Source organism: Paenibacillus sp. FSL H7-0716, assembly GCF_038002705.1.
GTDB classification, from domain to species: Bacteria; Bacillota; Bacilli; order Paenibacillales; family Paenibacillaceae; genus Paenibacillus_AQ; species Paenibacillus_AQ odorifer.
Genome location: NZ_JBBODA010000004.1, coordinates 282,223 through 307,601 on the forward strand (window position 1 = coordinate 282,223; position 25,379 = coordinate 307,601).

The following is a 25,379-nucleotide window of genomic DNA, read 5'->3' on the forward strand; positions in this document are numbered from 1 at the left end:
CCTCAGCACTCCTTATCATCTATTCATTTATCCATTTATTTTGAGCGAAAAGATCCAGCGCTGTCTCAATGAAGAGCTTTACAGCAATTGAAGTGTCGGCAAGCGAGCTGACCGCAATTTGGATATCTCTATAAGCATCCGGCTGCAGCTCACGGGTAACCACATTTGGAGGCAGAGATAACAAGGACAGCTCAGACATCACGCCGATCGCCAGTCCCTCCTGAACCATATTAAGAGCTGTTGCAAAGTTATTAACCACATATTTTACATTCAGATGGCTATTACTTCTGTGAAATAGCTCTACTACAGGCGGTTCATATCCTGCTTTGCAAATCAACATGGGCTCGTTCGCTAATTCCTGCACACATACAATGGATCGCTTTTGCAGGGGGTGGTCATCTTTAAAAACGGCAAACAATTTCTCTCTATATAATGGAATGGTTTCGAATTCTGCACTGGGAGCGAGCAATAAGCCAACATCAATTTCTTTTGAATCCAACCATTCTCTGACTTCAGCGATAGAACCCTCCTGTAAGCTAATTGTAATGTTTGGATATCTTTTAGTGATAGAGCTAATAATCTTCGGTAGAAAATGAGCCGATGCCACAGGGAAAGCTCCAATGCGGATACTTCCTTTTTCAAGACCTCTCTCCGCGTAAATCTCCTGATTGACCTTATCAAAGCCCATTAGAATTTCACGGAAAATAACAAGAATACGTTTGCCGATATCCGTAAGCATCAGGCCATTACGCCGGTCTCGAAGCAAGAGCTTCACGTCTAATTCGGCTTCGAGGGACGAGATCGCCCGGCTGACCGCAGGCTGGGTCATATTCAGTTCTACACCAGCTTTAGTAAAGCTGCCGCTTTCGGCAATTTTGACGAATAAACGAATTTGAGTATTGTTCATAACAAATATGATATGCCCCTTATGATTATTATTCATTTCATTTATGCTCTTGTTTATTGTATCATTTGTGATGAATCTACACCAAGGAAGTGAACAAATGAATCAGCAGAAGAAAAGTATGATCCTTCTTATTTTTTTGGTGATTGTATGGGGCATTAATTGGCCTATATCCAAAATCGCCTTAGACTATGCTCCACCTTTATTATTTGCAGGTATTCGAACCGTCGTAGGCGGTATTATTCTGATTCTAATTGCACTGCCTAAGGTGAAGGAGCTTCGCTTCAAGCAGCTCTGGCCGATCTATCTGATCTCGGCGGTCCTTAGTATTGTGTTCTATTATGGGTTTCAGACGATTGGCTTGCAGTATGTTCCGGCGGGATTGTTCTCATCGATTGTATTTTTGCAGCCTGTATTGCTAGGTGTTTTTTCTTGGCTGTGGTTAGGTGAGAGCATGTACGGGCTTAAAATGGCTGGTTTGCTGCTTGGTTTTCTCGGGGTAGCCTCTCTTAGTATCGGCGGAATTAACGGGAGTATCTCCATATGGGGAATTGTGTTGGCTTTAGCCAGTGCCTTAAGCTGGGCATTAGGAACAATATATATGAAACGGAATGCTGTACGTGTGGATATGCTGTGGATGACGGCTATGCAAATCACGATTGGTGGCATTATTCTGCTACTTTCGGGATCAGCTACGGAGAAATGGTCGGATATCACCTGGAGTGGAACCTTTATTATGGATACCTTGTTTATCGCAATCTTTGTTATTGCTCTGGGTTGGCTAATTTATTTCAAGCTGATTAACGAAGGAGAAGCAGGAAAAGTAGGTTCATTCACCTTCTTGATCCCCCTGATCTCGATAGCAACCAGCGTAGTTTTTTTGAAAGAGCAGATTACCATAAATCTTGTGATCGGATTATTACTGATTGTTAGCAGTATCGTTCTGGTAAATGTGAAGATAGGGCGAGCCGCCAAACAATCAGTCTAGTTAAATTTGTTGGTTATAGTAACCAATCGTGCAAAAGGGCATTCTGTCTATTAGGATTGAACATAAAAAAAGGACACTCCCAAGCTTAGAGCTTCTGGGAGAGTCCTTTTTTAATTAAGCGTATAGCGCGTGTGATTTCAGCTGTTGAAGGCCGAGCTGCAACTACGTAAGTAGCAGAACTAGCACGTTCCACTTCTTCGAGTACCCGGTTTAAGTGACTGAAGAGCGCTCCTAGATCACGAACGGATGACAGTGAGCACCGTCCTTGCAGTTCAGAGAAGCTGGCCGCCTGCAAGTCGCGGGCACGATGCAGACAATCTGTGAGTGAACGTTGGCATTCAGCCTTGGATAAGGTCTTGGTACCATAAACAGCTATACAATCGGCTGTTGCCTCCAGCACTTCCAGCATCCAGTCAGAATTGGCATGATGTGCTGGCAGCAAGCAAATATCGTCGGCAATTTCTTTAACATAGGAATGAATGGTCTTTAGATGTGCCGTGGCTTGTATTAGTCCCTTTAGATCACCACGACACTGATAGTGAGCAATGGTATAGAACATTTCCTTCTGTTGTTGATTGCTGGCAGACAGCAGTTTACCTGCTTGCTCCAGCATATTATCATCCTTAGATGAATCTCTTCTTAAGCCTACGAGACCTTTTAAAGCATCCGAAAGTAGAAGGCTTCCATCGAGTGCCAATGCTTTTACCTTGACGAACCTGTTTGGTGGAACGATAATCATATTGATGATCAAGGCAATGAGCACACCAATAAAGGTTTCGGCGACTCTCCACAGCACGTAATCATTATGATAAAAGGTAAGGGCCAGAACCGAGGTCACCCCAACCTGCGAAACCGCTTGGATATTCATCCGACAGGCCGTGGCAATTCCGATCCCGATGAGCAGAATTAGCAGAATGGAAAATGCACCTACATCGAAGAATTGGCCTACAATCAGGCTGACGATTCCGCCGATAATAATGCCGATCAGGCGGTAGATTCCTTTTTCAAGTGAAGCCTTCACACTGGCTTGAGTAATAAGAATGGCTGCAAGCGGTGCAAAGTATAAATATTGGTCACCATATAAACTGTGTACGGCTACCCAGGATAGTGATGCGGCAAGCGTAATTCGTATCATGTAAAGCGAGAATCCATATTTTTCAAGGCGGTCTAATAACCCCTCGTTCATTATCATTCATCTTCTTTCGCAAAAATAAGAAAACCACACTGGCTTTTCAGTTCGTTTTCATTATAGCACCTCAAAAAGGGCAGGGAAGACTGGACTTTTTACAAACTTGTTAAGTTTATGCTTAGCATTTAACAATGTAAGCTATCGCATATAATGGTACAATCTAATATGCTATATCTATTGGAGCGTCGAAGGAGAGGGGAAATTGTCGCTTATTAGCACTGAGCATGCCCATTTCGATTGTTCTCCGCAAGATGCGGGTAAAATAGTATTGTATTACTAAGGTAAGGGAGGTTGTTAGCTATAGCTATTCAGGAAGGTACCATCATTTCATTTGAAGAAGTTACTAAGCAATATGACGACGAAGATCCGGTGTTAAAAGGAGTCAGCTTTGAGATAGAGCGCGGCCAATTCTATACACTACTTGGTCCATCTGGCTGTGGTAAAACGACTATTCTTCGATTGATCGCCGGGTTCGCTGAGCCAACGAGCGGTTCTATCTATTTAAATGGAAAAGTAATTAACCACATTCCCGCCAATGAGCGGCAGGTCAATACGGTATTTCAGGATTACGCATTGTTCCCACACCTGAACGTATTCGAGAATGTGGCTTTCGGACTGCGTATTAAGAAGCTTAAGAAGGACGTTATCACAAAGAAGGTACAGGAAGCGCTAAGCTTCGTTAACCTTGTGGGTTATGAGCAGCGTGCGATTAACGAAATGTCCGGCGGTCAGCGCCAGCGGGTTGCTATTGCCCGGGCGATTGTGAATGAGCCACAGGTTCTATTGCTGGACGAGCCTCTATCGGCGCTAGATCTCAAGCTGCGCACGGAGATGCAGTACATACTGCGGGAAATGCAGCAGCGGTTAGGCATTACCTTTATTTTTGTAACGCATGACCAGGAAGAGGCACTCGCGATGTCCGACTGGATTTTTGTCATGAATAAAGGAAAAATCGAGCAAAGCGGCACCCCTAACGATATTTATGATGAGCCGATTAACCGTTTTGTGGCGGATTTTATTGGCGAATCGAACATTGTGCCGGGAGTTATGATCGAGGATTATCTGGTGGAGTTTAACGGCCGCCGCTTCGAATGTTTCGATGCCGGGCTGAAACCGAATGAATCTGTAGAGATTGTTATTCGTCCTGAGGATTTGGAAATTTCTACGCTGGAACAGGGTAAACTACGTGTGCGGGTTGATTCCCAGCTGTTCCGGGGCGTACATTATGAAATCAGCTGTTATGATGAATCCGGGCATGAATGGCTTGTGCATTCTACGCGTAAGGCGACTGTAGGCAGTGAAATTGGCCTTTATTTTGATCCGGAAGCGATTCATGTTATGCGTTTCGGTGAAACGGAGGAAGAATTCGACAGACGTCTGGAAGCTTATGGCGAGGTGGAGAGTCATGAAGAATAAGGGCAAATCGTACTATCTCATCCCTTATTACCTCTGGATCGCATTGTTTGTAATTGCACCAGTAGTGCTTGTCATCTACTATTCGTTATTTGATTTGGATGGCCATATTACTCTGGATAATTACGTCAGTTTCTTCACCCCTGTATATTTAAAAATGACGCTGACCTCGTTCTGGTACGCGTTTCTGATTACAGCATTCTCTTTGCTGGTTGCCTATCCGGCGGCTTATCTGCTGACGAGAACCAAACATAAGCAGCTGTGGTTATTGCTGATTATTTTGCCGACATGGATTAATTTGCTGCTAAAAACCTACGCTTTTATAGGGATATTCGGTACATTTGGTCCGATCAATAATTTCTTTGATCTGCTTGGAATCGGAGAACAGCAAATTCTGTTTACGGGCTTCAGCTTTGTATTTGTATCTGTCTATATTTTTATTCCGTTTATGATCCTGCCGATATACAGCGCTTTGGAGGATTTGAATTTATCCTTGCTGGATGCGGCACGTGATTTGGGGGCTTCGGGCTGGACCACGTTTAGACGTGTTATTTTTCCGCTGACCATTTCGGGAGTACGCTCAGGCTGTATGGCAGTATTCATACCTGCGCTGTCCCTATTTATGATCACCCGTCTGATTGCAGGCAACAGGGTCATTACGCTGGGCACCGCAATTGAGCAGCATTTCCTGGTCACTCAGGACTGGGGCATGGGTTCTACAGTTGCAGTGTTTCTGATTGCCATTATGGCGCTGTTTATGATTATCACAGGCGGATCGCGGAAAGGGGCGCGGAATGAGAAATAAAAATGGATTCTCTAACCTCTACCTAGTTCTGGTGTTCATTGTTCTGTATGCACCTATCTTCTATTTAATGTACTATTCGTTCAACAGTGGGGGGACGATGCATAAGTTCGAGGGCTTTACGCTGGATTACTACCGTGAGGTAGTCCAAGATAAGCGCCTGATCATCATCGTAATCAATACGCTTGTGATCGCGCTGCTATCCTCGGCTATTGCGACCCTTATCGCTATTATTGGTGCGCTGGCCATTAAAAGTGTGCAGAATCGCCGCGCTAAGAACACCTTGCTGTCTCTGAATAACGTGCTGATCGTCAGTCCGGATGTCATTATTGGTGCTTCGTTCCTTATCCTGTTCACCATTGCTGGCATCAAGCTGGGCTTCGCGTCTGTTCTGCTCTCACACGTTGCATTCAGCGTACCGATTGCCGTATTGATGATTTTGCCGCATCTACAGGAAATGAGCCCTACATTGACGGATGCAGCCCGTGATCTTGGGGCAAGCCGTAAGGATGTGCTGACAAAAGTAATTTTGCCGATTATTAAACCAGGGATCTTCAGCGGATTTTTTATGGCGCTTACGTATTCACTGGATGATTTTGCGGTTACGTTCTTCGTAACAGGCAACGGTTATTCGACGTTATCGGTTGAGATATACTCTAGAGCCCGGCAAGGGGTGTCGCTATCGATCAATGCGTTGTCGACAATGATCTTCCTGTTCACCATTCTGCTCGTGGTTGGTTATTACTTTCTGACCCTTAAGAAAAATCGTCATAACACGGCAGAAGCTGTGGCGGAGCCTGTTGCAGAAGCGGGGGTGCCTAGATGAAACAGCTGATTAATGCTTTTCTGGCGATCCTTATCACGGCATTTGCGCTCATGTACTTGGGCTCTTGGATGAATTCGAGAGAGGGATATTCAGGTGGAAACACATTGACTATCTATAACTGGGGCGACTATGTTGATCCCGATCTATTGAAGGAATTTGAAAAAGAGACCGGCTTAACAGTCATTTATCAAACCTTCGATTCTAATGAAGCTATGTTGACCAAGGTTGAGCAGGGCGGAACTACCTTTGATGTTGTAATCCCTTCGGATTATGCCATTGCCAAGATGAAAGAAGAAGATCTGCTCATCCCGCTGGATCATAGCAAGATTTCGAATCTAAAGAATATTGATTCACGCTTTATGGACCTTTCGTTTGATCCGGGTAACAAATATTCTGTGCCGTATTTCTGGGGGACCGTTGGGATTATTTTCAATCCGGAAATGACTAAAGGCATGGACTTCACCAGCTGGGATTCTCTTTGGGACAGCAGACTGCATAATAACATCTTCCTGGTGGACGGAGCCCGTGAAGTGATGGGCATGGCCTTGAACAGCCTGCATTATTCCGTTAATGACAAGGATGAGGCACATCTGCAGGAAGCACTGACCAAGCTTAACAAGTTGTCTCCTAACGTAAAGGCGATTGTCGGTGATGAGATCAAGATGCTGCTGGCAAATGAAGAAGCTGCGGTTGGGATTGTCTGGTCCGGCGATGCTTCCGAGATCATGGACGAGAATGATAAGCTGGATTATGTAGTGCCGGAAGAAGGCTCGAACAAGTGGTTTGATAACATGGTTATTCCTCGGACAGCGAAAAATGTGGATGGAGCGCATCAGTTCATCAACTTCATGCTCCGCCCAGACGTTGCTGCTAAGAATGCAGAATACGTAGGTTATTCCACGCCTAACATTCCTGCGCTGGAGCTGCTTCCTGAGGAAACTTCTGAGGATACCCGTTTCTATCCACCTGCTGAAATTACGGACCGGCTTGAAGTATACGATAACCTTGGCAAACGGATGCTTGCTCATTATAATGAGCTGTTCCTAATGTTTAAGATGAATAAGAAGTAAGCTGACTAAAGCTAAAGCAATTTCGACATTAAGAGCGTCTACATACGGGTAACCGTGTTAGACGCTCTTTTTCGGTTTGATCATTGTGTAGCCTCAAGACAAACGACAGTTTAGCCGAAAGTATAATATAGTATAATAGTAAGAATGGACAACAGGAAAAGAGGAAACGAATGCCTACTATACTGGTTGCTGACGACGATGCGAACATTCGCGAGCTTGTCTGTTTATTTCTCCGCAATGACGGATTCGAAACAGTTGAAGCTGTGGATGGCAAGGAAGCGCTCGCCGTATATGCTGGAACAAATGTCGATCTTGTCGTGTTGGATATAATGATGCCAAATATGGATGGTTGGATGCTTTGTAAGGAGCTCCGCCGAGCTAATCCCGATCTTCCATTACTTATATTGACTGCCAGAGGCGAAACCTGGGAGAAAGTGAAGGGCTTCGAATTAGGTACGGATGATTATTTAACTAAACCCTTCGATCCGTTGGAGCTGACGGTCCGTGTTAGGTCATTGCTGAAACGATATCGGATCGGCTCCACGCAGATGATCCAAATTGGTAACGTCATCCTTGATCGGCAGACCTATAAGGTTATGAGAGGCACGGAGTCATTTGCCTTACCCCTCAAGGAGTTCGAATTGCTGTACAAGCTTGCTGGGACACCCGGACAAGTCTATACGCGCGAGCAGTTGATCGATCAAATTTGGGGAATTGATTATGCTGGAGATGATCGGACGATTGACGTGCATATTAAACGCCTGCGTGAACGGTTTGCGACTACCCCTGATTTTCGTATTGAGACGGTGCGTGGACTTGGCTACAGGCTTGAGGTGTACGAATGATTAGATCCATATATACACGCGTTGTACTGACCTTCCTAGCCTCCGTAATCGGGGGCACAATCATTGCTTTGTTTGTGGCAACTTGGGTATTCGAAGATAAACTGAACGAGAACACGCGAATTCCCTTATTGCATTTTGGACAGGATATTGTCAGGGTTTACGAGACCTTCCCATTTCGTGGAGCCAACTCTTTCGTAAGTGGAATGAAGCAGCTTGATTCCTACCACATCCGAATTTTCGATGAAGCGGGTAAATTCCAATCTTACGGAACGCTTAATGGGCACAAGCCGGTCCCTGTAACTATGGAAGAAATAAAAAAAGTTCTCGCAGGAGAAGTATATCAACCTCATAACAGGAATATTTCTGCGCTTCTCCTAGGCTTACAGCTGAGAACGGAAGACGGCACCAAAGCGATGTTTGTGGAGACGCTTAATCCCCCTTCCGTCACTGCCAGAAGGAACTTGGTATTAAATTTCTTGCTCTATTCATTGATAGCTGGAAGCCTTTTGATTCTGGTAGCTGCAATGTTCTTAGTCAGACCAATCAAGAAGCTAACCAAAGCGACCAGACGAATAGCAGCTGGTGATTTTAACGTCGAGCTGAATATTAAACAAACCGGTGAGCTAGGTACCTTGGCTCGCAGCTTTGAAGAAATGATGCACGATCTGCAGCAGCTTGAGCAGATGCGTAAGGAGTTTGTATCCAATGTGTCGCATGAGGTCCAGTCTCCGCTCACCTCAATATCTGGGTATGCGATTGCGCTCAAGCGAGTAGATCTTGCAGAACAAGAGCGAAATCGTTATCTGGATATTATTATCGCTGAAGCAGAACGGATGTCTAAAATGAGTGACAGCCTGCTGAAGCTGAGTTTATTAGAATCGCAGTCCCAGCAGCTACGGCTAACTACATTCAATCTGGACGAACAGATAAGAAGAGTAATCGTAGCAATTCAGCCGCAATGGTCAGCTCGTAACATCAGCTTCGACCTTGATCTGAAGCCTATTATCCTACTGGCTGATTATGACCTGTTAAGTCAGGTATGGACCAATCTCCTTGGCAACAGCATCAAGTTTTCTAAGGATAACAGTGTAATTAACGTCAGCCTCAAACAAGATATCAACAACGTGACCGTTCGGATAACAGACACTGGCATCGGGATTTCACTTGAGGATCAGCAACGTATATTTGAACGGTTCTTTAAGGCTGATCGATCCCACAGTCGTAAATATGGTGGCAGCGGGATGGGACTTGCCATTGTTAAACAGATCGTAACGCTTCATAAAGGGGATATCCGCGTGGAAAGCGAACCCGGTCAAGGAACGACCATCGTTGTCACCCTGCCAATTATAGCGCCGACAGAGTAATTAGCTTCCAGGCGGTGCCTTGCGAGGGCTTGGATGCATCCCGTATTTTTCATTGCTACAGCAGTACTGGCAAGTTTTCTTGTCTTGTGCTGCCGTAGCATTTTTTTTACCTGTTCATTTTCAGTTCATATTGCCGTCATGAGGGGTACATCTTTGTTAGTTATGATCTCATTAGCGAAACATTAAGAGAGCTTAATAAACAGATTAAAGACAGGAGAAGATGAGGGTGACACAACAAGCGGACAAAAAAACGGGGAATGGACAGAAAAAACATAAACTGCGTAACCTGTTGCTCAAAATACTAGGAGCAATAGTGATCGTAGTCGTACTTTTTCTAGCCGTTGTCTATACAGTTAATGTGATCAGCAACAAAACAGACCAGAAAAAAATACAGCACTATGGTCAGTTAGTCCCTGTTGACGGGAAAAATATGAATGTTTTGATTCAAGGAGAAGGTAAACAGACGATCGTGCTCATACCAGGCTTTGGAACAGGAGCACCAGCACTTGATTTCAAGCCGTTGATTGATGAGTTATCACCATTCTACAAAGTGGTGGCGGTTGAACCGTTTGGGTATGGACTCAGTGATGAAACGAAAAAAGAACGAACTACAGAGAATATCGTTAGTGAAATTCATGAAGCCGTTCAGAATCTTAACATTGACCAATACATTCTAATGGGCCACTCGATTGGAGGTATTTACGGATTGGAATATGCGAAGAAATATCCAAACGAAGTGAGTGCTTTTGTGGGTATTGATAGTAGTGTTCCGGAGCAAGGCGGTATGGATGTTAAATTCCCAATTAAAAAATTAAAGCTGCTTAAAGATTCAGGGATTATAAGATTGGGCTTGCAATTAAGCGGTGACCCTTATGATGGACTGCCGTTTGATGATGAAACCAAAAAACAAATGAAATTGATTTCGCTTAAAAATATGAACAATTCCACTACCTTAAATGAAATGGAACATATTTATCCTAACTTTGTTGCCTCCAGAGGCTTAACATTCGACAAGAATCTTCCCATTATCTTCTTTATACAAGCGAATAATACTACCGTGAAAGACTGGATTCCTCTGCATGAAGGGCAAGTCAAGGATTCTGTGCATGGAAAAGTAATGACATTTGAAGGCGGACATTACTTACATCATTCAAAATCGAAAGAAATCGTAGAGAACCTAAGGGTATTCATGGAAGAAGTTAAATAAAAAGAAGAAAACGCTCCGAACTCCTCATATGAGGGGGCGGGGCGTTTTTTTGGTTGTGATCGAAGATTATTTGATGCCGATTCTCATTCGGTAGCTGATCAGAACCTCTAATGTTCTGCCTTGAAAATGCTGTTCAACCGCGGCGGTGTAAGCGGCGATATCTTGCTCCAGCAAGGTAGCGTCTAGTTTCATTACGGTTTGCACTCCCCCTTGACTTAGGGTTAAACCGATATATCGCTGGGCGTCGCAGGACTCAAGGTTGTGGAATACGATTTCTCTGGCAAAAGAGAAGGCCCCACTAGCTTTGATCCGTGACAAATGGCCTTCTTTGTCCCATTTATGTGCTCTCTCCTCATTAGGCAAAAGCGAAGCTAGCCATTCTTCTGTTTTGGAGATCAGCTGGTTGTATTGTTCTTCTACATTTTGCTGAAGAGATAAAGGCCAATCGCAATCGTAGGCGGCAAATACTCCGCCTTTTTTTAAGACCCGGGAGATTTCTTGCAGTGTAGTTTCAGGATCCATCCAGTGGAATGATTGCGAGCAGGTAACTATGTCTACACTATCTGATGCAAGCGGAAGCTGGTTGGAGTAGCCTTGCACAAAAGTAATTGATTGGGGTGCTTCTAATCTGCTAAGTTTATCGATTGCTTTTCCCAACATATCTGGATTAGGCTCGACACCGATTACGCGTTCTGCGACATCCTTCCAGAGAAAAGTAGACAAACCCGTACCGCAGCCTATATCTGCGACGAGTGAAGGGGTGGTACCTAGGTAATCTGTTAGCAATTTGATAATCATCTCAGGGGCTTCGGGGCGGTAGCGGTCATATTCATTTTGAAAGCCCAGAAAGCGGTCGATGTTTTGTTTGCTGTTTTTTTCAGGTATCATGTGATCCTCCCTCATAGATCATGTTTATAGGTCTATTGTATAATCACTGGTTCGATAAGCCAAATAATGGTTGGCTGGAAGGTTACGCGGAATAAATAAAATCCCCGGAGAACACCTTATAGGTGTGGCCGGGGATTGTTAAACTATCTGGTAAATGCTAACGAAGCAGTGCTGGATCGATTGCAGGCACAAGTCCTTCTGCCGCAGCACGATCAAGCAGGGCAGAGATTGCGGCATAGCCGTCATCACCCAGATTCATCGAGAAGTCATTCACGTAGAGATCGATGTGGGATTTAGCCACTTCAGGAGCCAACTCTTGAGCATGGCTAAGCACATAGTCTCTGGAATCCGTAGGATGATCCCACGCATACTGAAGAGAGCTGCGAATCCAGCCGGTGATAGCATCGGCATCTAAATCACGGCGGGCAATGATAGCGCCGAGTGGAATGGGCAGTCCGGTATCGCTTTCCCACCAGCTGCCTAAATCAGTCAGCATATTAAGACCATACGAGGCGTAAGTGAAGCGGGCTTCGTGAATTACCAGCCCCGCATCGATATGGCCATCCCGTACGGCAGGCATAATCTCATCGAAAGGCATTACGACTATTTCGCCGATGCCTCCAGTTACATTTTGTGCTGCCCATAATCGGAAAAGCAAATAAGCCGTAGAGCGTTCGCTAGGCACAGCAATCCGGCGTCCGGCTAGCTTTTCTGGGCGTTTGATCGCATGGGGTCCACTTGCTGTAAGCAGCAGCGGGCCGCAGCCGCGACCTAAAGCGCCGCCACATGGCAGCAGTTTGTACCGCTCCAGAACCCAAGGCAGCGCAGCGTAGGAGATTTTGAGGACTTCTGGTCCTTCTCCGTCAGCGGCCAGCGTATTGGTAATATCAATGTCGGCATAGGTTACATTCAGCTTAGGTGCATTCGGGACAAGCCCGTGCGCCCAGGCATGAAATACAAAGGTATCGTTAGGGCAAGGGGAAAAAGCGATATTAAGCTCAGTTGTCATTACAGCACCTCCAGTAATATAGCGGCTGCCGCCGTTAATGCTTCCATTGCATCACCGATCTTCCAAGCGGCCCGGTCGCGGGGACCGACCGGGTTCGAGATGGCGCGGAGCTCCAGTACCGGGAGCCCCAGCGCCTGGGCGGCCACGGCGACTCCGTGGCCTTCCATTGCTTCCGCGACGGCATGGGGATGCCGCGCGAGATGGGCGGCGGCCGTCTCCGCGGTGCCGGTCGCCGTCGAGACCGTAAGCACGGTGCCCGTGCTTACGGGTAACCCGGCCGCTGCCAGCGCGGCCGAAACCGCTTGCACCGCGCCGCGGTCAGCCGGCACGGACACGCTGCCGAAGCCGAGCTCGGCAGCGCTGCGGAAGCCCTCCGGCGTCTCGGCCCCGAGGTCGGCGGCAATCATCTCGCTGGCTACAACCAGCGAGCCTAAAGGTGCCAGCCCCGGGAATCCGCCGCCGATCCCGACGCTCAATACGCAGCCGTAAGAACCGGCTGCGAGTGCCGCGGCGGTTCCCGCCGCCGCCGCTGCCGGCCCAGCGCCGGCAGCGATAACATGGAACCTGTCGCTGCCTTGCAGGCCGCGCAGGACCGCGTCACGCTCCGCGTCTACGGCTGTCACGATCAGCACGCGTCGTGCTCCAGCCTGCCCCTCCATAGCTTCTTCGGTAGGGGTTGGGTTGAACGAACTCATCAGGTTGCCTCCTTTAGGGTATTGAAATCGCTTACTAAAGAGTCATTCGTAAAGACAAGAATACGCCCTTTTATAGGTCAGGTCAAACTTGGGGTAATTTTTATCACTCCCTGGAAAGTGTCATAGGAAAACTTACCGGTCTCTAGACGGAAGTGACTTTTTTAGCGATGAGGTTGACAAGGAGGATGGGAAGTCGTATAGTTATCTTAACTTAAAGATATTTAATGTAAAGACAAATAAATGGATTGAATACTAGTTTGATTGAAGTGGAGGTGGAATTGATGAGTGATAAACAAGTAAATCTGCGTAATACAGAGAGTGCACCTGACGAAGAACAAGCCGCCTCACTGAAATTGTTTGTAGTCTTATCTAAGGCTTATAAGAGCCTAATGGATCATGCGGTGAAGGATATGAAGAGTTATGGCTTGGCTTCGGCTGAATTCATGGTGCTTGAAGTACTTTACCATAGAACGCGGATTCCGCTGCAACAGATCGGGGAGAAGATTCTCGTTACGAGCGGAAGTATTACCTATAATATCGACAAGTTGGAGAAAAAGGGACTGCTGAAACGTGTACCCTGTAGCGAGGATCGCCGCGTTACTTATGCGGAGATTACGGATGCAGGCCGTGAACTGTTTGATGAGATTTTCCCTCGTCATGTAGCCTCAATTCATGATTTGATGGGTGGATTAGATAAGGAAGAGAAAGTCCAGGCTATCGAATTAATGAAAAAGCTTGGCAAAGGTGTGTAGGCGCTGCGAACATGACGAATAACTAGGCGCCTCTATAAGGTTGGAAGTAGTTCGGCTCCATCCTCATTCTCCCAACTCCAGTAAGTATAAGTGAAACCCTGCTTTTTTGGGTATATCACTAATAAGATATTTAACTTAACGAAGCCAGGTAGCCATTTACTTAAGATTACCTGATATTTCGACTGGGGGCTTGGCCATGAAATGGCAGGGAAGAAGAGGGAGTTCGAACGTGGAGGACCGCAGAGGCATGAGCGGCGGTGGCAAGATGATTGGTGGCGGGATCGGAGGAATTATCCTTGTCCTGGTCATCACATTACTCAGTGGAGGCAATGCCGGGGATATCCTGGGAAGTTTGACTTCCACAGGCTCCAGTTCAACGGCCCCTTATGAACAGACCGCAGAGGAGCAAGAGCTTGCGGAGTTTGTATCGGTAGTTCTTGCCGACACAGAGGAGGTTTGGGGTGAAATTTTTCAGCAGCAGGGAATGACATATACGGACCCCACCTTAGTGCTATACAGTGGGAGTGTAGACTCTGCTTGCGGAACAGCCACCTCGGCAGTTGGTCCCTTCTACTGTCCGGGCGACGCCAAACTGTATATTGATCTGAGCTTTTATGATGAGTTGCAGCAACGCTTTCATGCGCCGGGCGACTTCGCCATGGCTTATGTTATTGCCCATGAGGTTGGACATCATGTACAGACATTACTAGGCACCTCGAAACAGCTCGATTCCCTTCGTCAGACGTTGAGCGAGAAGGAGTACAACAAATATCAGGTTCGTTTTGAGCTGCAGGCGGATTATTTCGCCAGTGTCTGGGCCAATCATGCTCAGGGTATGAATCTGCTGGAGGAAGGCGACTTAGAGGAAGCTCTGGCAGCTGCAAGCGCCGTCGGCGATGATACGATTCAGAAGCAGGCCCAGGGCTATGCAGTGCCGGATAGTTTCACTCACGGTACCTCAGAGCAGAGAAAGCGCTGGTTCTACAAAGGTTTTAACTCGGGTACGATTAAGGGCGGCGATACGTTTAACGCCTCCGAGTTGTAGATAGAAGAGGGAAGAGGAGAGCAGCCCATAGGTTATTCCGGTTCGCCGGGCGCTCTTTTTTACCCAATATCTTAACATTAAGATAATTAAATCAAAGGAATAGGGGAATGTAAAATGATAAGTGTAGGACTGTTATTAATGAGATTGGTGATTGGACTTGCGTTTATAGGACATGGTGCACAAAAGCTATTTGGATGGTTCGGAGGTTACGGTCCGAAGGGTACGGGAGGCTGGATGGAGTCCATCGGAATCAAACCGGGTGTGACTATGGCGATTTTAGCAGGGATTATGGAGCTGGTGGGCGGATTTATGTTCGCGGCAGGACTGTTAACGCCTGTTGCAGCGGTGTTGATCGCTGCCACGATGCTGGGGGCAATCGTTAAGGTTCATGCTCCAAATGGTTTCTGGTCCACTTCGGACGGGATTGAGTTTCCGCTCACGGTTCTGGTATTTGCGGTAGGTGTGGCGCTTACGGGACCAGGTTCGATTTCTCTAGATGCATTGTTTTTTAACTAAGAAGGGAGTTTATAATAATGACACTTCAAACTGCAGGAATACACCATATTACAGCTTTTGTCGGAGACGCTCAGCGCAATGTTGATTTCTACGCCGGGATTCTGGGTCTACGGCTCGTGAAAAAAACGATTAATTTTGATGCTCCAGAGGTCTATCATCTATACTTTGGAAATGAGCAGGGTTCGCCGGGAACGATTATTACATTTTTTCCTTCACCTGTAGGGCGTAGAGGCAGAATCGGCAGTGGTCAAGTTGGCGTAACGATCTACGCAGTGCCGGTCGGTGCTCTGAAATTCTGGGAACAACGCCTTGCTGAATACGGAGTTTCGGTTACAAAAGGAAGTCGGATCTCGGAACCCTATTTAGCTTTTGCCGATTACGACGGTCTGCGGATTGAACTGGTGGAACGTGAGGAAGGCCCGCTCAGTAAGTGGTCCTTTGGTGGGATTCCTACTAAATACGCAATCAAAGGTTTTGGCGGGGCTGTGCTGTATAGCAGCAATCCGTTGCAAACAGCCGAGACACTTGTTCATACGCTGGGTATGGAACATATTGCTGACGGAGATGGATATACTCGCTATAGAACCAATGGGGAGCTAGGTAATATTATTGATTTGAAGACATCACCCGTTCCGCTCGGAGCGGGAGGTGCAGGGACCGTTCATCACATCGCGTGGCGCGCAAAGGATGATGCAGAGCAACTGGAATGGTCGCGACTTGTACAGAGTCATGGGCATAGACCTACACCCGTTCAAGACCGTCAGTATTTTAATGCGATCTATTTCCGTGAAAGAGGAGGAATCCTGTTCGAGATCGCTACAGATCCTCCAGGTTTTGCCCGTGATGAAGCCCCAGATGCGTTGGGTGAAAAGTTGATGCTGCCGTCCTGGTTTGAGCCGCATCGCGCGGCTATCGAAGAAAACTTAACGCCTATTCAAGTAAGAGAAATTGAGGTGAAGCAGGGATGATTCATGTATTCCGTAAAGGTAAAGATATAACTAAACCTACGTTAGTGTTGTTTCATGGTACAGGTGGTAATGAGCAGGATTTGCTGCCGCTGGCTGAGATGTTATCTCCAGATTCATCGGTGCTAGGTATACGGGGCAATGTGCTGGAGAATGGCATGCCACGATTCTTCCGTCGGCTGGCGGAAGGAGTGTTCGATGAAGCGGACTTAGTTTTCCGTACCCACGAGATTAAGCAGTTTCTGGATGAGGCGGCAGAGAAATACGGGTTTGATGCCAACAATCTGGTAGCGGTTGGTTACTCTAACGGTGCAAACATTGCTGGTAGCCTTCTGTTTCATTATAAGGACATTTTCCGCGCGGCAGTGCTGTTGCATCCGATGGTGCCATTACGCAATGTGGAGCTTCCTTCTCTTGAAGGGGTGTCCATCTTTATTGGGGCAGGTACGAATGATCCGCTAATAGCATCTACGGAAACTCAGGAGCTAGAGGGGATTCTGCAGAAAGCAGGCGCTGAGGTTACAACCCATTGGGGCAACCAAGGTCACCGCTTGAGTATGGCGGAAGCCGATGCTGCCAAAGTTTGGCTACAGGGGTTTAGCACATCTCCAAATGCATAAAACAATTAGGATAACCGCCTTTTGGCGGTTATTTTTAAGTTATTAGCCCCGAATGAGGCCTTATAAAAGGATTGATCATTTGAGTTCCTTTACGTTAGTATGAAGAATACAAAAAAAGGCCCCCGGGTTGCTTTAGAAAGGTTGACGTAAGGATCATGATTGGAATACAAAATGCTAATAAACTTGCTGTAGATGGACCCTCAAGGAAGCAGAGATTACAACTTGCTGTTATTCTGGGCTCCATTACAACCATTGGACCGTTGTCGATTGACATGTATTTGCCAGCGCTGCCTACACTTGTCGACGATTTCGGTACGACAGCTGCTTTGGTGCAGCTAAGTCTTACCTTCTTTTTATTGGGACTGGCCTCGGGTCAGTTAGTAGCTGGACCACTGAGTGATGTATATGGACGTCGCCGTCCACTGCTTATAGGGATGTTCATCTATGCTGTTTCCTCAGTGCTATGTGCTTTTAGCCCTTCGATTGGACTTTTAATTGTTTTGCGGTTTATTCAAGGTCTTGCTGGTTCAGTGGGTGTAGTTGTCTCTAGGGCGGCTGTGCGTGATCTGTACAGTGGCTCTGAACTAACGAAATTTTTCTCTTTATTGATGATTGTTAATGGTCTGGGTCCGATTTTGGCACCAGTCATTGGAGGACAGCTCTTAAGAGTGACTACATGGCAGGGGATATTCCTCGTATTATTTGCTGCCGGAATTATCTTCTGCTTGACGATTCTCCTGCGCTTGCCTGAGACATTGCCGAAGGAGCGGCGCTCCAAGAGTGGATTGAAGGGTACTCTGCTTACCTTTAAGGTGTTACTTGGCAACCGCAAGTTTATGGGTTATGCCTTGTCCCAAGGCTTTGTTACAGCGTCTATGTTCGCTTATATCTCGGGGTCATCTTTTGTTTTGCAAAATATTTTTGCGGTTACTCCGCAGATATACAGTTTGATCTTTGCTGTGAACGGGATTGGGATTATTATTACAGGTCAAATTGCCGGCAGACTAGCTGGTAAGGTGAGTGAAACGAAGCTGCTGCTTAGCGGGTTGCTGCTCTGTACAACGGGGGGCGTCTTGCTGCTGCTTACGATCCTGGTAGGGGGAGGGCTGATCCCTATTCTAATCTGTCTGTTCGCCGTTGTCTCCAGTGTGGGGATTGTCGGAGCAACCAGCTTCTCACTGGCGATGCAGGACCAAGGAGAAGCCGCAGGCAGTGCTTCGGCCTTAATCGGACTCTTACCGTTGCTGCTTGGTAGCTGTGTAGCACCGCTTGTGGGTCTTGGGGGCGTAGACTCAGCACTTCCGATGGCAATTGTGATTGCCTGTACGGGTGTTCTCTCTATTCTGTCTTATTTTCTGTTGGTCAGACGCGGGAATTCTAATTCCTAACAGTTTATCCTTAAAACCTTGAAAGAGAGCAATACTTTCAGCAAACTTTCAGCGGGTTTTAACGTTCCTTATCTGCAAAAGGATTATATTGGAGGTAAGGAAGGGAGGGATGATTATGAGTATATCCGCAGTCTCAGGTTCTACATCGTATACTACCTCGACGTCTAGTACCACAGATACCAGCGCGCTCGAGAAACAAAAAGCGAAGCTGGAAGCCGAATTGGACAAGATTGACGCCAGCTCGGATGACGCGAAGACCAAAGAAACGAAAACGAAACAAATTGAGCAGCAAATCAAGCAGATCGAGGCACAGATTTCCCAGAAGTCGCAGAGCAGTGCTTCCGCAGCAAGCAGTAGTGCAGAAGCACCTGCCAAACCTGCAAACAATGCACTTGCTGCGGCAAGCCCGCAAGAGATCGCTAACGCAACAACGGATAGCCAAGGCAGATTTGATATCCGTGTATAAACCATACTAAATCGTGTTACATAACAAAAAGGGCATCCTTTGCCGTGAGGGATGTCCTTTTTGTTATGTATTTTTAAGATTAGACTACAATTTAAATGTTCTTTTATCACATTGTTGGCCAATACTAGAAAGATACCCTTAAAATAAAGTTCCGTCATATTGATCTGTCCAGCTTCGTACTATATTAACTATGCTTATCCTCATTTCCCAAAAAATCTTTAGCTGTTGCAGGGGTTAGGGATTTGCTGGCAGTCTAATAGAGTAGGTGTTGATTATCACGGGTCTTCTATTCCAAGAATTGCTATAATGGACTAGTTGTAAAAATTGTCTAGCACAACGTGTGTCAGCGGTAAAGGCAGGTGGGCTCATGCATTCAAAGCAACAGACATTAGAAAGATTCAAAATTGTAAGACTGATCTTATCTATCTATCGGATCCGGGCGGTCAGAGCTCTTTTTCCAGTGGCTATCATAGCGTTCGTATACTGGGAGGGGCAACATGAGCTGAAGCAGGTTCATTTAGGACTTATAATGCGTGAACTAAGGCGAGTACCTACGTCTGCTATTTTGCAAATGATTGGTTTTGCACTTCTTTCCGTAGCTGTGATGAGTGCTTATGATTATTTGATTCGGGCACATTTTCGTTTAAAAGTAGGGCTGTGGAGTACCTTTCGGTATGCATGGATTGCTAATACATTTAATAACTTGATTGGGTTTGCAGGTCTGGCTGGAGTTGGTTTAAGGACGCTGCTGTATAAAAAAAGCGGAGTGCCGACCTCCGTGCTAACGCCCGCCATTGTATTTCTGTCGCCGCTTATGATTACCGGGTTATCACTACTTTCATGGGCGAATATCTTTGGTTTACTCCCGGCCACGGCTTTGCTGGAAGAACATCGCTGGCTGGTATTTGCAGTATGGGGTATGGCGCTTTATTTACCGGTTTTTGTGTTTGTGCAGCGCTCATCGCTTTATGCGAAATGGATTAACCGGGGAAAAGGCAGAACACCATGGCTTACAGTCGTTAACTCCGTCGGGGCTTCCTTTCTGGAATGGAGCTTTGCTGGCGTGACGTTTTGGACCATCAGCAGCCATCTCTTGGATGAGGTCCATTTTATAGCTATCTTTGGTATATTTACGATTGCTGCCATTGCCGGCATCTTGAGTATGGCACCCGGCGGTATCGGTGCATTTGACCTTATCGCCTTGCTCGGGCTGACTCAGCTGGGCTACCAGACTGATAAGGCGATGGCGGTGCTTGTCATCTTTCGATTGTTTTATTATGTCATTCCTTGGTTGATCGGATTGGTGCTGGCTGCACTGGAAATTGGCCTGCAAGGAAAAAAGGATCAAGATCGTTCAGTTCCAGGGTTCGAACCCTCTCTTAACAAATGGCAGAAGATCTGGGGCTGGCCGGGTCAGTATACCTTTCTGAGCGATCTTGGGATGTGGGCTCTTGGCAAGCTGGTACTAGCTAGCGGGCTTATTCTCTTACTATCTACAGCAGTACCTGGATTGCTGTATAGGTTGAAGATTACGGAGGAAATATTGCCGTTTCCGGTAATGCAGCTTTCTCATCATCTGTCTGTCCTTATTGGTTTTATGCTGATTTTATTGTCGCGGGGCATTACATTGCGGGTTCATAGTGCATATGTATGGACTAGCGTACTTCTGTTTATTGGATCGTTGTTCGCAGTCACTAAGGGGTTTGATTATGAAGAGGCGCTGTTGCTACTTATAGTAGCGCTTATTCTTTGGATATCCAGATCGCGGTTTTATCGGATTAGTGCGCCAATCAGCAGACAGAGTGCGATCCGGTGGTTTGCCCTCACTTCAGTAATTGCACTAAGCTACTATCTGATGGGCTGTTATGTACATCGTGGATTTCTGAAGCATCTGCCTCCGGGTGTACAGCCTGAATGGTTGCAGCGGTATAGTCATGTTGCATTTACGGCAGTGGGAGGATTGGTCTTGTCTTGGGTACTGCTCATAATGTGGGTAAACCTCAGGCCCCATCATAAGGAGAACGAGCTGTTCGGGACCTTGGATGTAGCTAAGCTGAAACATTTTCTAGATGGAGTTCAAGGCAATACCTTAACGCATACGTTATTTTTGGGTGATAAGGGCTTCTTCTGGGCTCAGAACGATAAAGTGCTGCTTGCTTTCGCCAGAGTTAGGGATAAGCTCGTTGTGCTGGGTGATCCGCTGGGAGAGAGAAGCTTAATGAATGAAGCCATCAGTGAATTTAGACAAGCTGCAGATCAGTATGGTCTGGTTGTAGTCTTCTATCAAGCTTCACCTGCTTTTTTATCGGTCTATCAAGAGCAGGGCTATCGCTTTTTTAAGCTGGGTGAAGAGGCAGTGATAAGCCTTGATAACTTTGCACTCAGTGATCTGAAGAATGGTGATCTGCAACGGGTAAGCGATCGTTTTGAACGGGAAGGCATGATTGTTGAAATTACAGAAGCGCCGCATGCTGATAGTTTGCTGAGAGAACTGCGAACGATATCGGACGAGTGGTTGAATGGCCGAGCGGAAAAGGGTTATTCGTTAGGCTGGTTTAAGGTCGACTATCTGCAACTGGCTCCCATTGTGGTGGTGCGGAACACCAAAGGTACAATACTGGCATTTGCTTCTATTATCCCAGGGTATGATCAAGGATTGACTCTGTCCGTAGATTTGTTGCGCCAGGGGAAGAATGTGCCAAACGGGACAGTGGATTATTTATTGGTTTGTATGCTGGAATGGGCGAAGTCCAAGGGATATCGGCGATTTAATCTAGGCAACACTCCTCTATCATCCAGTGGAGGGCAGGACCCCGGAACTCTGAAGGAGGAGAAGCTGGCTCATCAAGTGTTTAATAGAGGTGGGCATGGGCATGGTTACGGTTTTGCCAGATTGCGTCGTTACAAGGAAAAGTTCAATCCAGAGTGGGAGCCGCGTTACTTGGCTTATCCAGCGTCCCTAACATTACCCGTCTTAACACTGGATCTGGTGAGGCTTGTATCCCGACATCCGGAGCATAAAGCGAATAACTAAAAAAAGGTGCCCAACGCCAAACGGCGTTGGGCACCTTTTTAATCAGGTACAAGTGATTTACTTCTTGTCAGCTTCTGCATCCGGCAGAGCCCAGACGGAGACGCTGCCGCCATTGACCGGGAAGGTCGCCCAACCATCTTTTTCAATGGTTATGGTGGCTTTATGGTTATGGGTGAAATCCACCCATGCTTCACCGGCGCGATGTTCTCCTACGAACATTCTCTTCTGGCCATTCTCACCATTACTGATCACAACCGCACAACCGGAGTGTTCAATATCCTCCACGCCGAGCCGTGTCCAGCCAATCGTGTTAGGATGATCGAAATAATCCTTCTGTTCACCATAAGCTTTGTGATAGCGGGTATACAGCAAAGGGTCAATCGCATCTTTTTTACCTGCTACAGGTGTTGGTCCTTCGATCCCATAATAATCCCCGTAAAAGACCACAGGATATCCATCCCGTCGCAGCAGGATAAGCGCGTAAGCACTTTGCTTGAACCAATCATCTACCCAGGATTCCAGGGCTTCGTGAGGCTGAGAATCATGATTGTCAACGAAGGTTACAGCATTGGTGGGATGGGTCTGCACCAGCGTGTCATCAAGAATTTTGGTCAGATCATAGTTTCTGCCCTCCAAGGAAGCTGAATGCAGCTTGTAGTGAAGGGATACATCGAAGAGGTCAATTTTATAATCGACGGTATTCAGAAATTGTCGGCAGGACTCTAAGTCGGAATTCCAGAATTCACCGACGATATAGAAGTCCTTCTCACATTTATTAAACATCTCTACCGCGAATTCTTTAACAAACTCATGGTTGATATGTTTGATGGCGTCCAAGCGGAAGCCGCTGCAGTGGAGGGTGTCCACCAGCCATTTTCCCCATTGGATCATTTCTTTTTTGACTTCCGGATGGCTGTAATCAATATTAGCGAACATTAGATAATCATAGTTTCCGAACTCGTCGTCAACATTCTGATTCCACGCTTTATTCTCGCCTACTATACGGAATACGCCGGTTCGCTCTTCTTTGGCGTCAAAGTCAGTGCCGTTAAAATGATTGTGATTCCACTTAAAGGCAGAGTGTTCATTCCCGCGGCCAGGGAAGGTGAATTTTGTCCAACCCTCAATCTCGAAAGGTTTCGAAATTTCTTTCATCCGATCATTGGGGTCGACCTCGATGACTTGGAATACTTCCTTTTCATCCGCGCCTGCCTTATGATTCATGACCAAATCAACGTAGACGGCGATGCCATTCTTTTGACATTCCGAAATTGCGTTGATCAGTGCTTGTTTGGTGCCATATTTGGTGCGTACCGTACCTTTTTGGTCATATTCGCCCAGATCGTATAGATCATACACGCCATAGCCTGTATCTTCTGCGGAGACGGCCTTTGTCACAGGAGGTACCCAAACTGAATCAATGCCTACGGCTTTTAGCGCGGCTGCAGTTTCTTTTAAGCGATCCCAGTGTTTCCCGTCCGCAGCAACATGCCATTCAAAAAACTGCATCATTGTATGGTTCCTCATTAGTTCTTACGCCTCCATATCCCATCAAGCAAATTTTACTCTCAACACTCTGATTAGTTTTTCAGATAACTCTTATTAAACTTAAAAACAGACTATGAAAAATAAGGCCAGTTGTTGAATGCGCAGGAAGGGACATGATTGTCATTAAACAGGCTTGAAAAGAATGATTTCTGACCTTTGAGAGAGATGCACAGCGTTGCGTCCATTCCGTTTGGAGCTATACAGAGCATGGTCGGCTTCAGAGAGTAGCTCTTCTAGAGTGGCCTCTGGATTTAGGGCCTCTACAACTCCAAAGCTGGCGGTCACATTAATGGGCCCGATGACGGTATATAAGGTGCTTTGTTCAATATCCGCGCGGATATTTTCGCAGAGCAATGCAGCTTGCTTCAGCGACGTCTCTGGCAGACAGATCACAAATTCCTCGCCACCATAACGGCCAAAGAGATCTCCCTCCCGCAGATGCCTGCTGCACACTTGGACAATATGCTGTAGAGCTTGATCTCCATATTGATGGCCATAGCGGTCATTAATGCTCTTGAAGAAGTCCACATCCAGCAAAATCATAGATAATGAGCTCCGCAGGCTGCCAGCCCGGGCAAGCAATGCTTGACTAAGCTCCAAAAAATAGGAGCGGTTATAGATACCCGTAAGGCTGTCCATCGTAGCCAATTGACGCAGCTTCTCCTGAAGCAGTATTCGTTCAGTCACGTCAATCAGCATGATCATCTGTCCTGCTATGTGCCCCTCTTGTTTCTGTACCGGAGAGGAGCGGATTTGATAATAGCAGATCTCCTCTGCTTTGTTCCAAGCCACTTCCCGTTCTTCGCGCAATAGTGGCTCGGCATCCATCACATAGGACAAGGCGTCTTTGCCTGCGTTAAGAAATAATTGTGCTAGCGGCTTGCCAATCGATGAGGAGTTGAGCCCCTCTATCATATCCGCGGCTGCCCGATTGTAATCGACGAGCATGTCCGAGCGGTCGGTGACAAGCACTCCCTCCCGCATGCTCTCGAACAGATTCTCACGAGCAATAGGTGCAGCCGTTAACATGCCCCGGGATAAAATAGCCCAAATATATAGGGAGGAGGTCAGGCTCATAATGATCGGGACGGGGTCCATTCCGTAAGGAGTCAAGCCCATCAGATACAAAAAAGAGCCGAGTGTTGGAAGGCTTAACCCGATTATTATTGTGACGATCTGCCTGCGGTATACCCTTTTCATCCGGTTCCACTGCCATATCATGAGGCAAATGGCTGCCAGCAGACAGCCGAAAGTAAAGCTGCCGTGAACGATATACCAAGGTCCCATCACAACATCAACGAGTGGGGTGGGCGTATTTTCCCGTAAATAAATGGATTTATAGAAGAGATGATGGTAATCATTGGTCCAGACCAGCAGCGTTGTAATGAATGGAATGATAAATAACGCCGTCCGTAGGCCTTTTTTAAACAGCGTCTCCAGCCCAACGAAATGGATCACCATGATTAGACTAGCCGGCGCAATGAAGGGCATCCCCAGATATTCTAACTTAATCCAGAAGCTGATTTCCTCCAGAGTTTTCCCCGATAACTCTAAGGCGAAACCGAAGGTGTAAATAGCAGAGGTAAAGGAGCTTATAACAAAAGCCCTGATTCCTAAGAAATCAGTTTTTTTATAGTAGGCGAAAAGGGCTAGTAAGACGCTCAGCACACCTGATATAGCAACAATTACAATATAATTCGAGATTATAGATCCCATGGGTCTATTGTCACCTACCGAGGAAAGATATGGATAAATATTACCACATATCTGCGGATATAAAAAAAATACTTCGGGTTTGTGGTCAAAAAAATGTCTCCTAGACAAAATGACGCAATTTAACAGGAG

Annotated in this window: 23 protein-coding genes; 16 read left to right on the forward strand and 7 right to left on the reverse strand. The window is 46.5% G+C overall.

Annotation, left to right across the window (positions count from 1 at the left end; genetic code table 11):
• Nucleotides 1-19: 19 nt before the first annotated feature.
• Nucleotides 20-943: a LysR family transcriptional regulator gene (locus tag MHH60_RS07820; RefSeq protein ID WP_305953755.1), complete on the reverse strand. Its 924-nt coding sequence runs from the start codon at nucleotides 941-943 to the stop codon at nucleotides 20-22.
• A 61-nt stretch (nucleotides 944-1,004) separates the two neighbouring features.
• On the opposite strand from MHH60_RS07820, the gene MHH60_RS07825 reads away from it, so the two are divergent.
• On the forward strand, nucleotides 1,005-1,892 hold the full coding sequence (locus MHH60_RS07825) for a DMT family transporter (RefSeq protein ID WP_076132690.1): 888 nt from the start codon (nucleotides 1,005-1,007) through the stop codon (nucleotides 1,890-1,892).
• Between the two features lie 85 nt (nucleotides 1,893-1,977).
• Here the strand turns inward: MHH60_RS07825 and MHH60_RS07830 are convergent, their stop codons facing one another.
• On the reverse strand, nucleotides 1,978-3,078 hold the full coding sequence (locus MHH60_RS07830; protein WP_076132688.1) for an FUSC family protein: 1,101 nt from the start codon (nucleotides 3,076-3,078) through the stop codon (nucleotides 1,978-1,980).
• 309 nt (nucleotides 3,079-3,387) lie between these two features.
• Between MHH60_RS07830 and MHH60_RS07835 the strand changes: the two genes are divergently transcribed.
• From MHH60_RS07835 to MHH60_RS07865, 7 genes are all read left to right on the forward strand, one after another.
• Nucleotides 3,388-4,497, forward strand: coding sequence for an ABC transporter ATP-binding protein (locus tag MHH60_RS07835; RefSeq protein ID WP_076132935.1), 1,110 nt, complete (start codon nucleotides 3,388-3,390; stop codon nucleotides 4,495-4,497).
• A complete protein-coding gene (locus MHH60_RS07840) occupies nucleotides 4,487-5,299 on the forward strand; it encodes an ABC transporter permease (protein WP_036682096.1) in 813 nt (270 codons plus the stop codon). Before MHH60_RS07835 ends, MHH60_RS07840 begins: the two co-directional genes overlap by 11 nt.
• Nucleotides 5,289-6,122, forward strand: a complete 834-nt coding sequence (locus tag MHH60_RS07845) for an ABC transporter permease (RefSeq protein WP_076099717.1) — start codon at nucleotides 5,289-5,291, stop codon at nucleotides 6,120-6,122. Before MHH60_RS07840 ends, MHH60_RS07845 begins: the two co-directional genes overlap by 11 nt.
• Complete coding sequence (locus MHH60_RS07850) at nucleotides 6,119-7,192, forward strand: ABC transporter substrate-binding protein (protein ID WP_076132686.1); 1,074 nt, start codon at nucleotides 6,119-6,121, stop codon at nucleotides 7,190-7,192. Before MHH60_RS07845 ends, MHH60_RS07850 begins: the two co-directional genes overlap by 4 nt.
• Nucleotides 7,193-7,362: 170 nt before the next feature.
• Nucleotides 7,363-8,037, forward strand: coding sequence for a response regulator transcription factor (locus MHH60_RS07855; protein ID WP_076132684.1), 675 nt, complete (start codon nucleotides 7,363-7,365; stop codon nucleotides 8,035-8,037).
• Nucleotides 8,034-9,401, forward strand: coding sequence for a sensor histidine kinase (locus MHH60_RS07860; RefSeq protein WP_036682088.1), 1,368 nt, complete (start codon nucleotides 8,034-8,036; stop codon nucleotides 9,399-9,401). Before MHH60_RS07855 ends, MHH60_RS07860 begins: the two co-directional genes overlap by 4 nt.
• A gap of 226 nt (nucleotides 9,402-9,627) precedes the next feature.
• Complete coding sequence (locus MHH60_RS07865; RefSeq protein WP_036682085.1) at nucleotides 9,628-10,608, forward strand: alpha/beta hydrolase; 981 nt, start codon at nucleotides 9,628-9,630, stop codon at nucleotides 10,606-10,608.
• A gap of 66 nt (nucleotides 10,609-10,674) precedes the next feature.
• Here MHH60_RS07865 and MHH60_RS07870 read toward each other — a convergent pair whose 3' ends face one another.
• From MHH60_RS07870 to MHH60_RS07880, 3 genes are all read right to left on the reverse strand, one after another.
• A complete protein-coding gene (locus MHH60_RS07870; protein WP_076132682.1) occupies nucleotides 10,675-11,496 on the reverse strand; it encodes a class I SAM-dependent methyltransferase in 822 nt (273 codons plus the stop codon).
• A 157-nt stretch (nucleotides 11,497-11,653) separates the two neighbouring features.
• Nucleotides 11,654-12,505, reverse strand: a complete 852-nt coding sequence (locus MHH60_RS07875; protein ID WP_076132680.1) for a 1,4-dihydroxy-6-naphthoate synthase — start codon at nucleotides 12,503-12,505, stop codon at nucleotides 11,654-11,656.
• Entirely contained in the window at nucleotides 12,505-13,200 is a 696-nt protein-coding gene (locus MHH60_RS07880; protein WP_081388803.1) for a futalosine hydrolase, read from the reverse strand. Before MHH60_RS07880 ends, MHH60_RS07875 begins: the two co-directional genes overlap by 1 nt.
• Nucleotides 13,201-13,481: 281 nt before the next feature.
• Between MHH60_RS07880 and MHH60_RS07885 the strand changes: the two genes are divergently transcribed.
• The 8 genes from MHH60_RS07885 to mprF all read left to right on the forward strand — a co-directional run bounded on the left by MHH60_RS07885 (nucleotide 13,482) and on the right by mprF (nucleotide 21,986).
• Complete coding sequence (locus MHH60_RS07885) at nucleotides 13,482-13,952, forward strand: MarR family winged helix-turn-helix transcriptional regulator (RefSeq protein ID WP_036682080.1); 471 nt, start codon at nucleotides 13,482-13,484, stop codon at nucleotides 13,950-13,952.
• A gap of 196 nt (nucleotides 13,953-14,148) precedes the next feature.
• Nucleotides 14,149-14,997: a KPN_02809 family neutral zinc metallopeptidase gene (gene ypfJ, locus MHH60_RS07890; protein WP_076132678.1), complete on the forward strand. Its 849-nt coding sequence runs from the start codon at nucleotides 14,149-14,151 to the stop codon at nucleotides 14,995-14,997.
• Between the two features lie 114 nt (nucleotides 14,998-15,111).
• Complete coding sequence (locus MHH60_RS07895; protein ID WP_076132676.1) at nucleotides 15,112-15,513, forward strand: DoxX family protein; 402 nt, start codon at nucleotides 15,112-15,114, stop codon at nucleotides 15,511-15,513.
• Between the two features lie 17 nt (nucleotides 15,514-15,530).
• The gene (locus MHH60_RS07900) at nucleotides 15,531-16,481 is read left to right on the forward strand and encodes a ring-cleaving dioxygenase (protein WP_076132674.1); all 951 of its coding nucleotides are present in this window, start codon (nucleotides 15,531-15,533) and stop codon (nucleotides 16,479-16,481) included.
• The gene (locus MHH60_RS07905) at nucleotides 16,478-17,098 is read left to right on the forward strand and encodes an alpha/beta hydrolase (RefSeq protein ID WP_076132672.1); all 621 of its coding nucleotides are present in this window, start codon (nucleotides 16,478-16,480) and stop codon (nucleotides 17,096-17,098) included. The genes MHH60_RS07900 and MHH60_RS07905 overlap by 4 nt, the downstream gene beginning before the upstream one ends.
• A 155-nt stretch (nucleotides 17,099-17,253) precedes the next feature.
• The gene (locus MHH60_RS07910) at nucleotides 17,254-18,486 is read left to right on the forward strand and encodes a multidrug effflux MFS transporter (protein ID WP_076132670.1); all 1,233 of its coding nucleotides are present in this window, start codon (nucleotides 17,254-17,256) and stop codon (nucleotides 18,484-18,486) included.
• Between the two features lie 115 nt (nucleotides 18,487-18,601).
• The gene (locus MHH60_RS07915) at nucleotides 18,602-18,952 is read left to right on the forward strand and encodes a FlxA-like family protein (RefSeq protein ID WP_076132668.1); all 351 of its coding nucleotides are present in this window, start codon (nucleotides 18,602-18,604) and stop codon (nucleotides 18,950-18,952) included.
• Nucleotides 18,953-19,319: 367 nt separating this feature from the next.
• The gene (gene mprF / locus MHH60_RS07920) at nucleotides 19,320-21,986 is read left to right on the forward strand and encodes a bifunctional lysylphosphatidylglycerol flippase/synthetase MprF (protein ID WP_076132666.1); all 2,667 of its coding nucleotides are present in this window, start codon (nucleotides 19,320-19,322) and stop codon (nucleotides 21,984-21,986) included.
• Between the two features lie 57 nt (nucleotides 21,987-22,043).
• On the opposite strand, the gene MHH60_RS07925 is transcribed toward mprF, so the two are convergent.
• Nucleotides 22,044-23,513: an alpha-amylase gene (locus tag MHH60_RS07925; RefSeq protein WP_076132664.1), complete on the reverse strand. Its 1,470-nt coding sequence runs from the start codon at nucleotides 23,511-23,513 to the stop codon at nucleotides 22,044-22,046.
• Nucleotides 23,514-23,657: 144 nt separating this feature from the next.
• Complete coding sequence (locus MHH60_RS07930) at nucleotides 23,658-25,250, reverse strand: histidine kinase N-terminal 7TM domain-containing diguanylate cyclase (RefSeq protein WP_076132662.1); 1,593 nt, start codon at nucleotides 25,248-25,250, stop codon at nucleotides 23,658-23,660.
• Nucleotides 25,251-25,379: the final 129 nt, after the last annotated feature.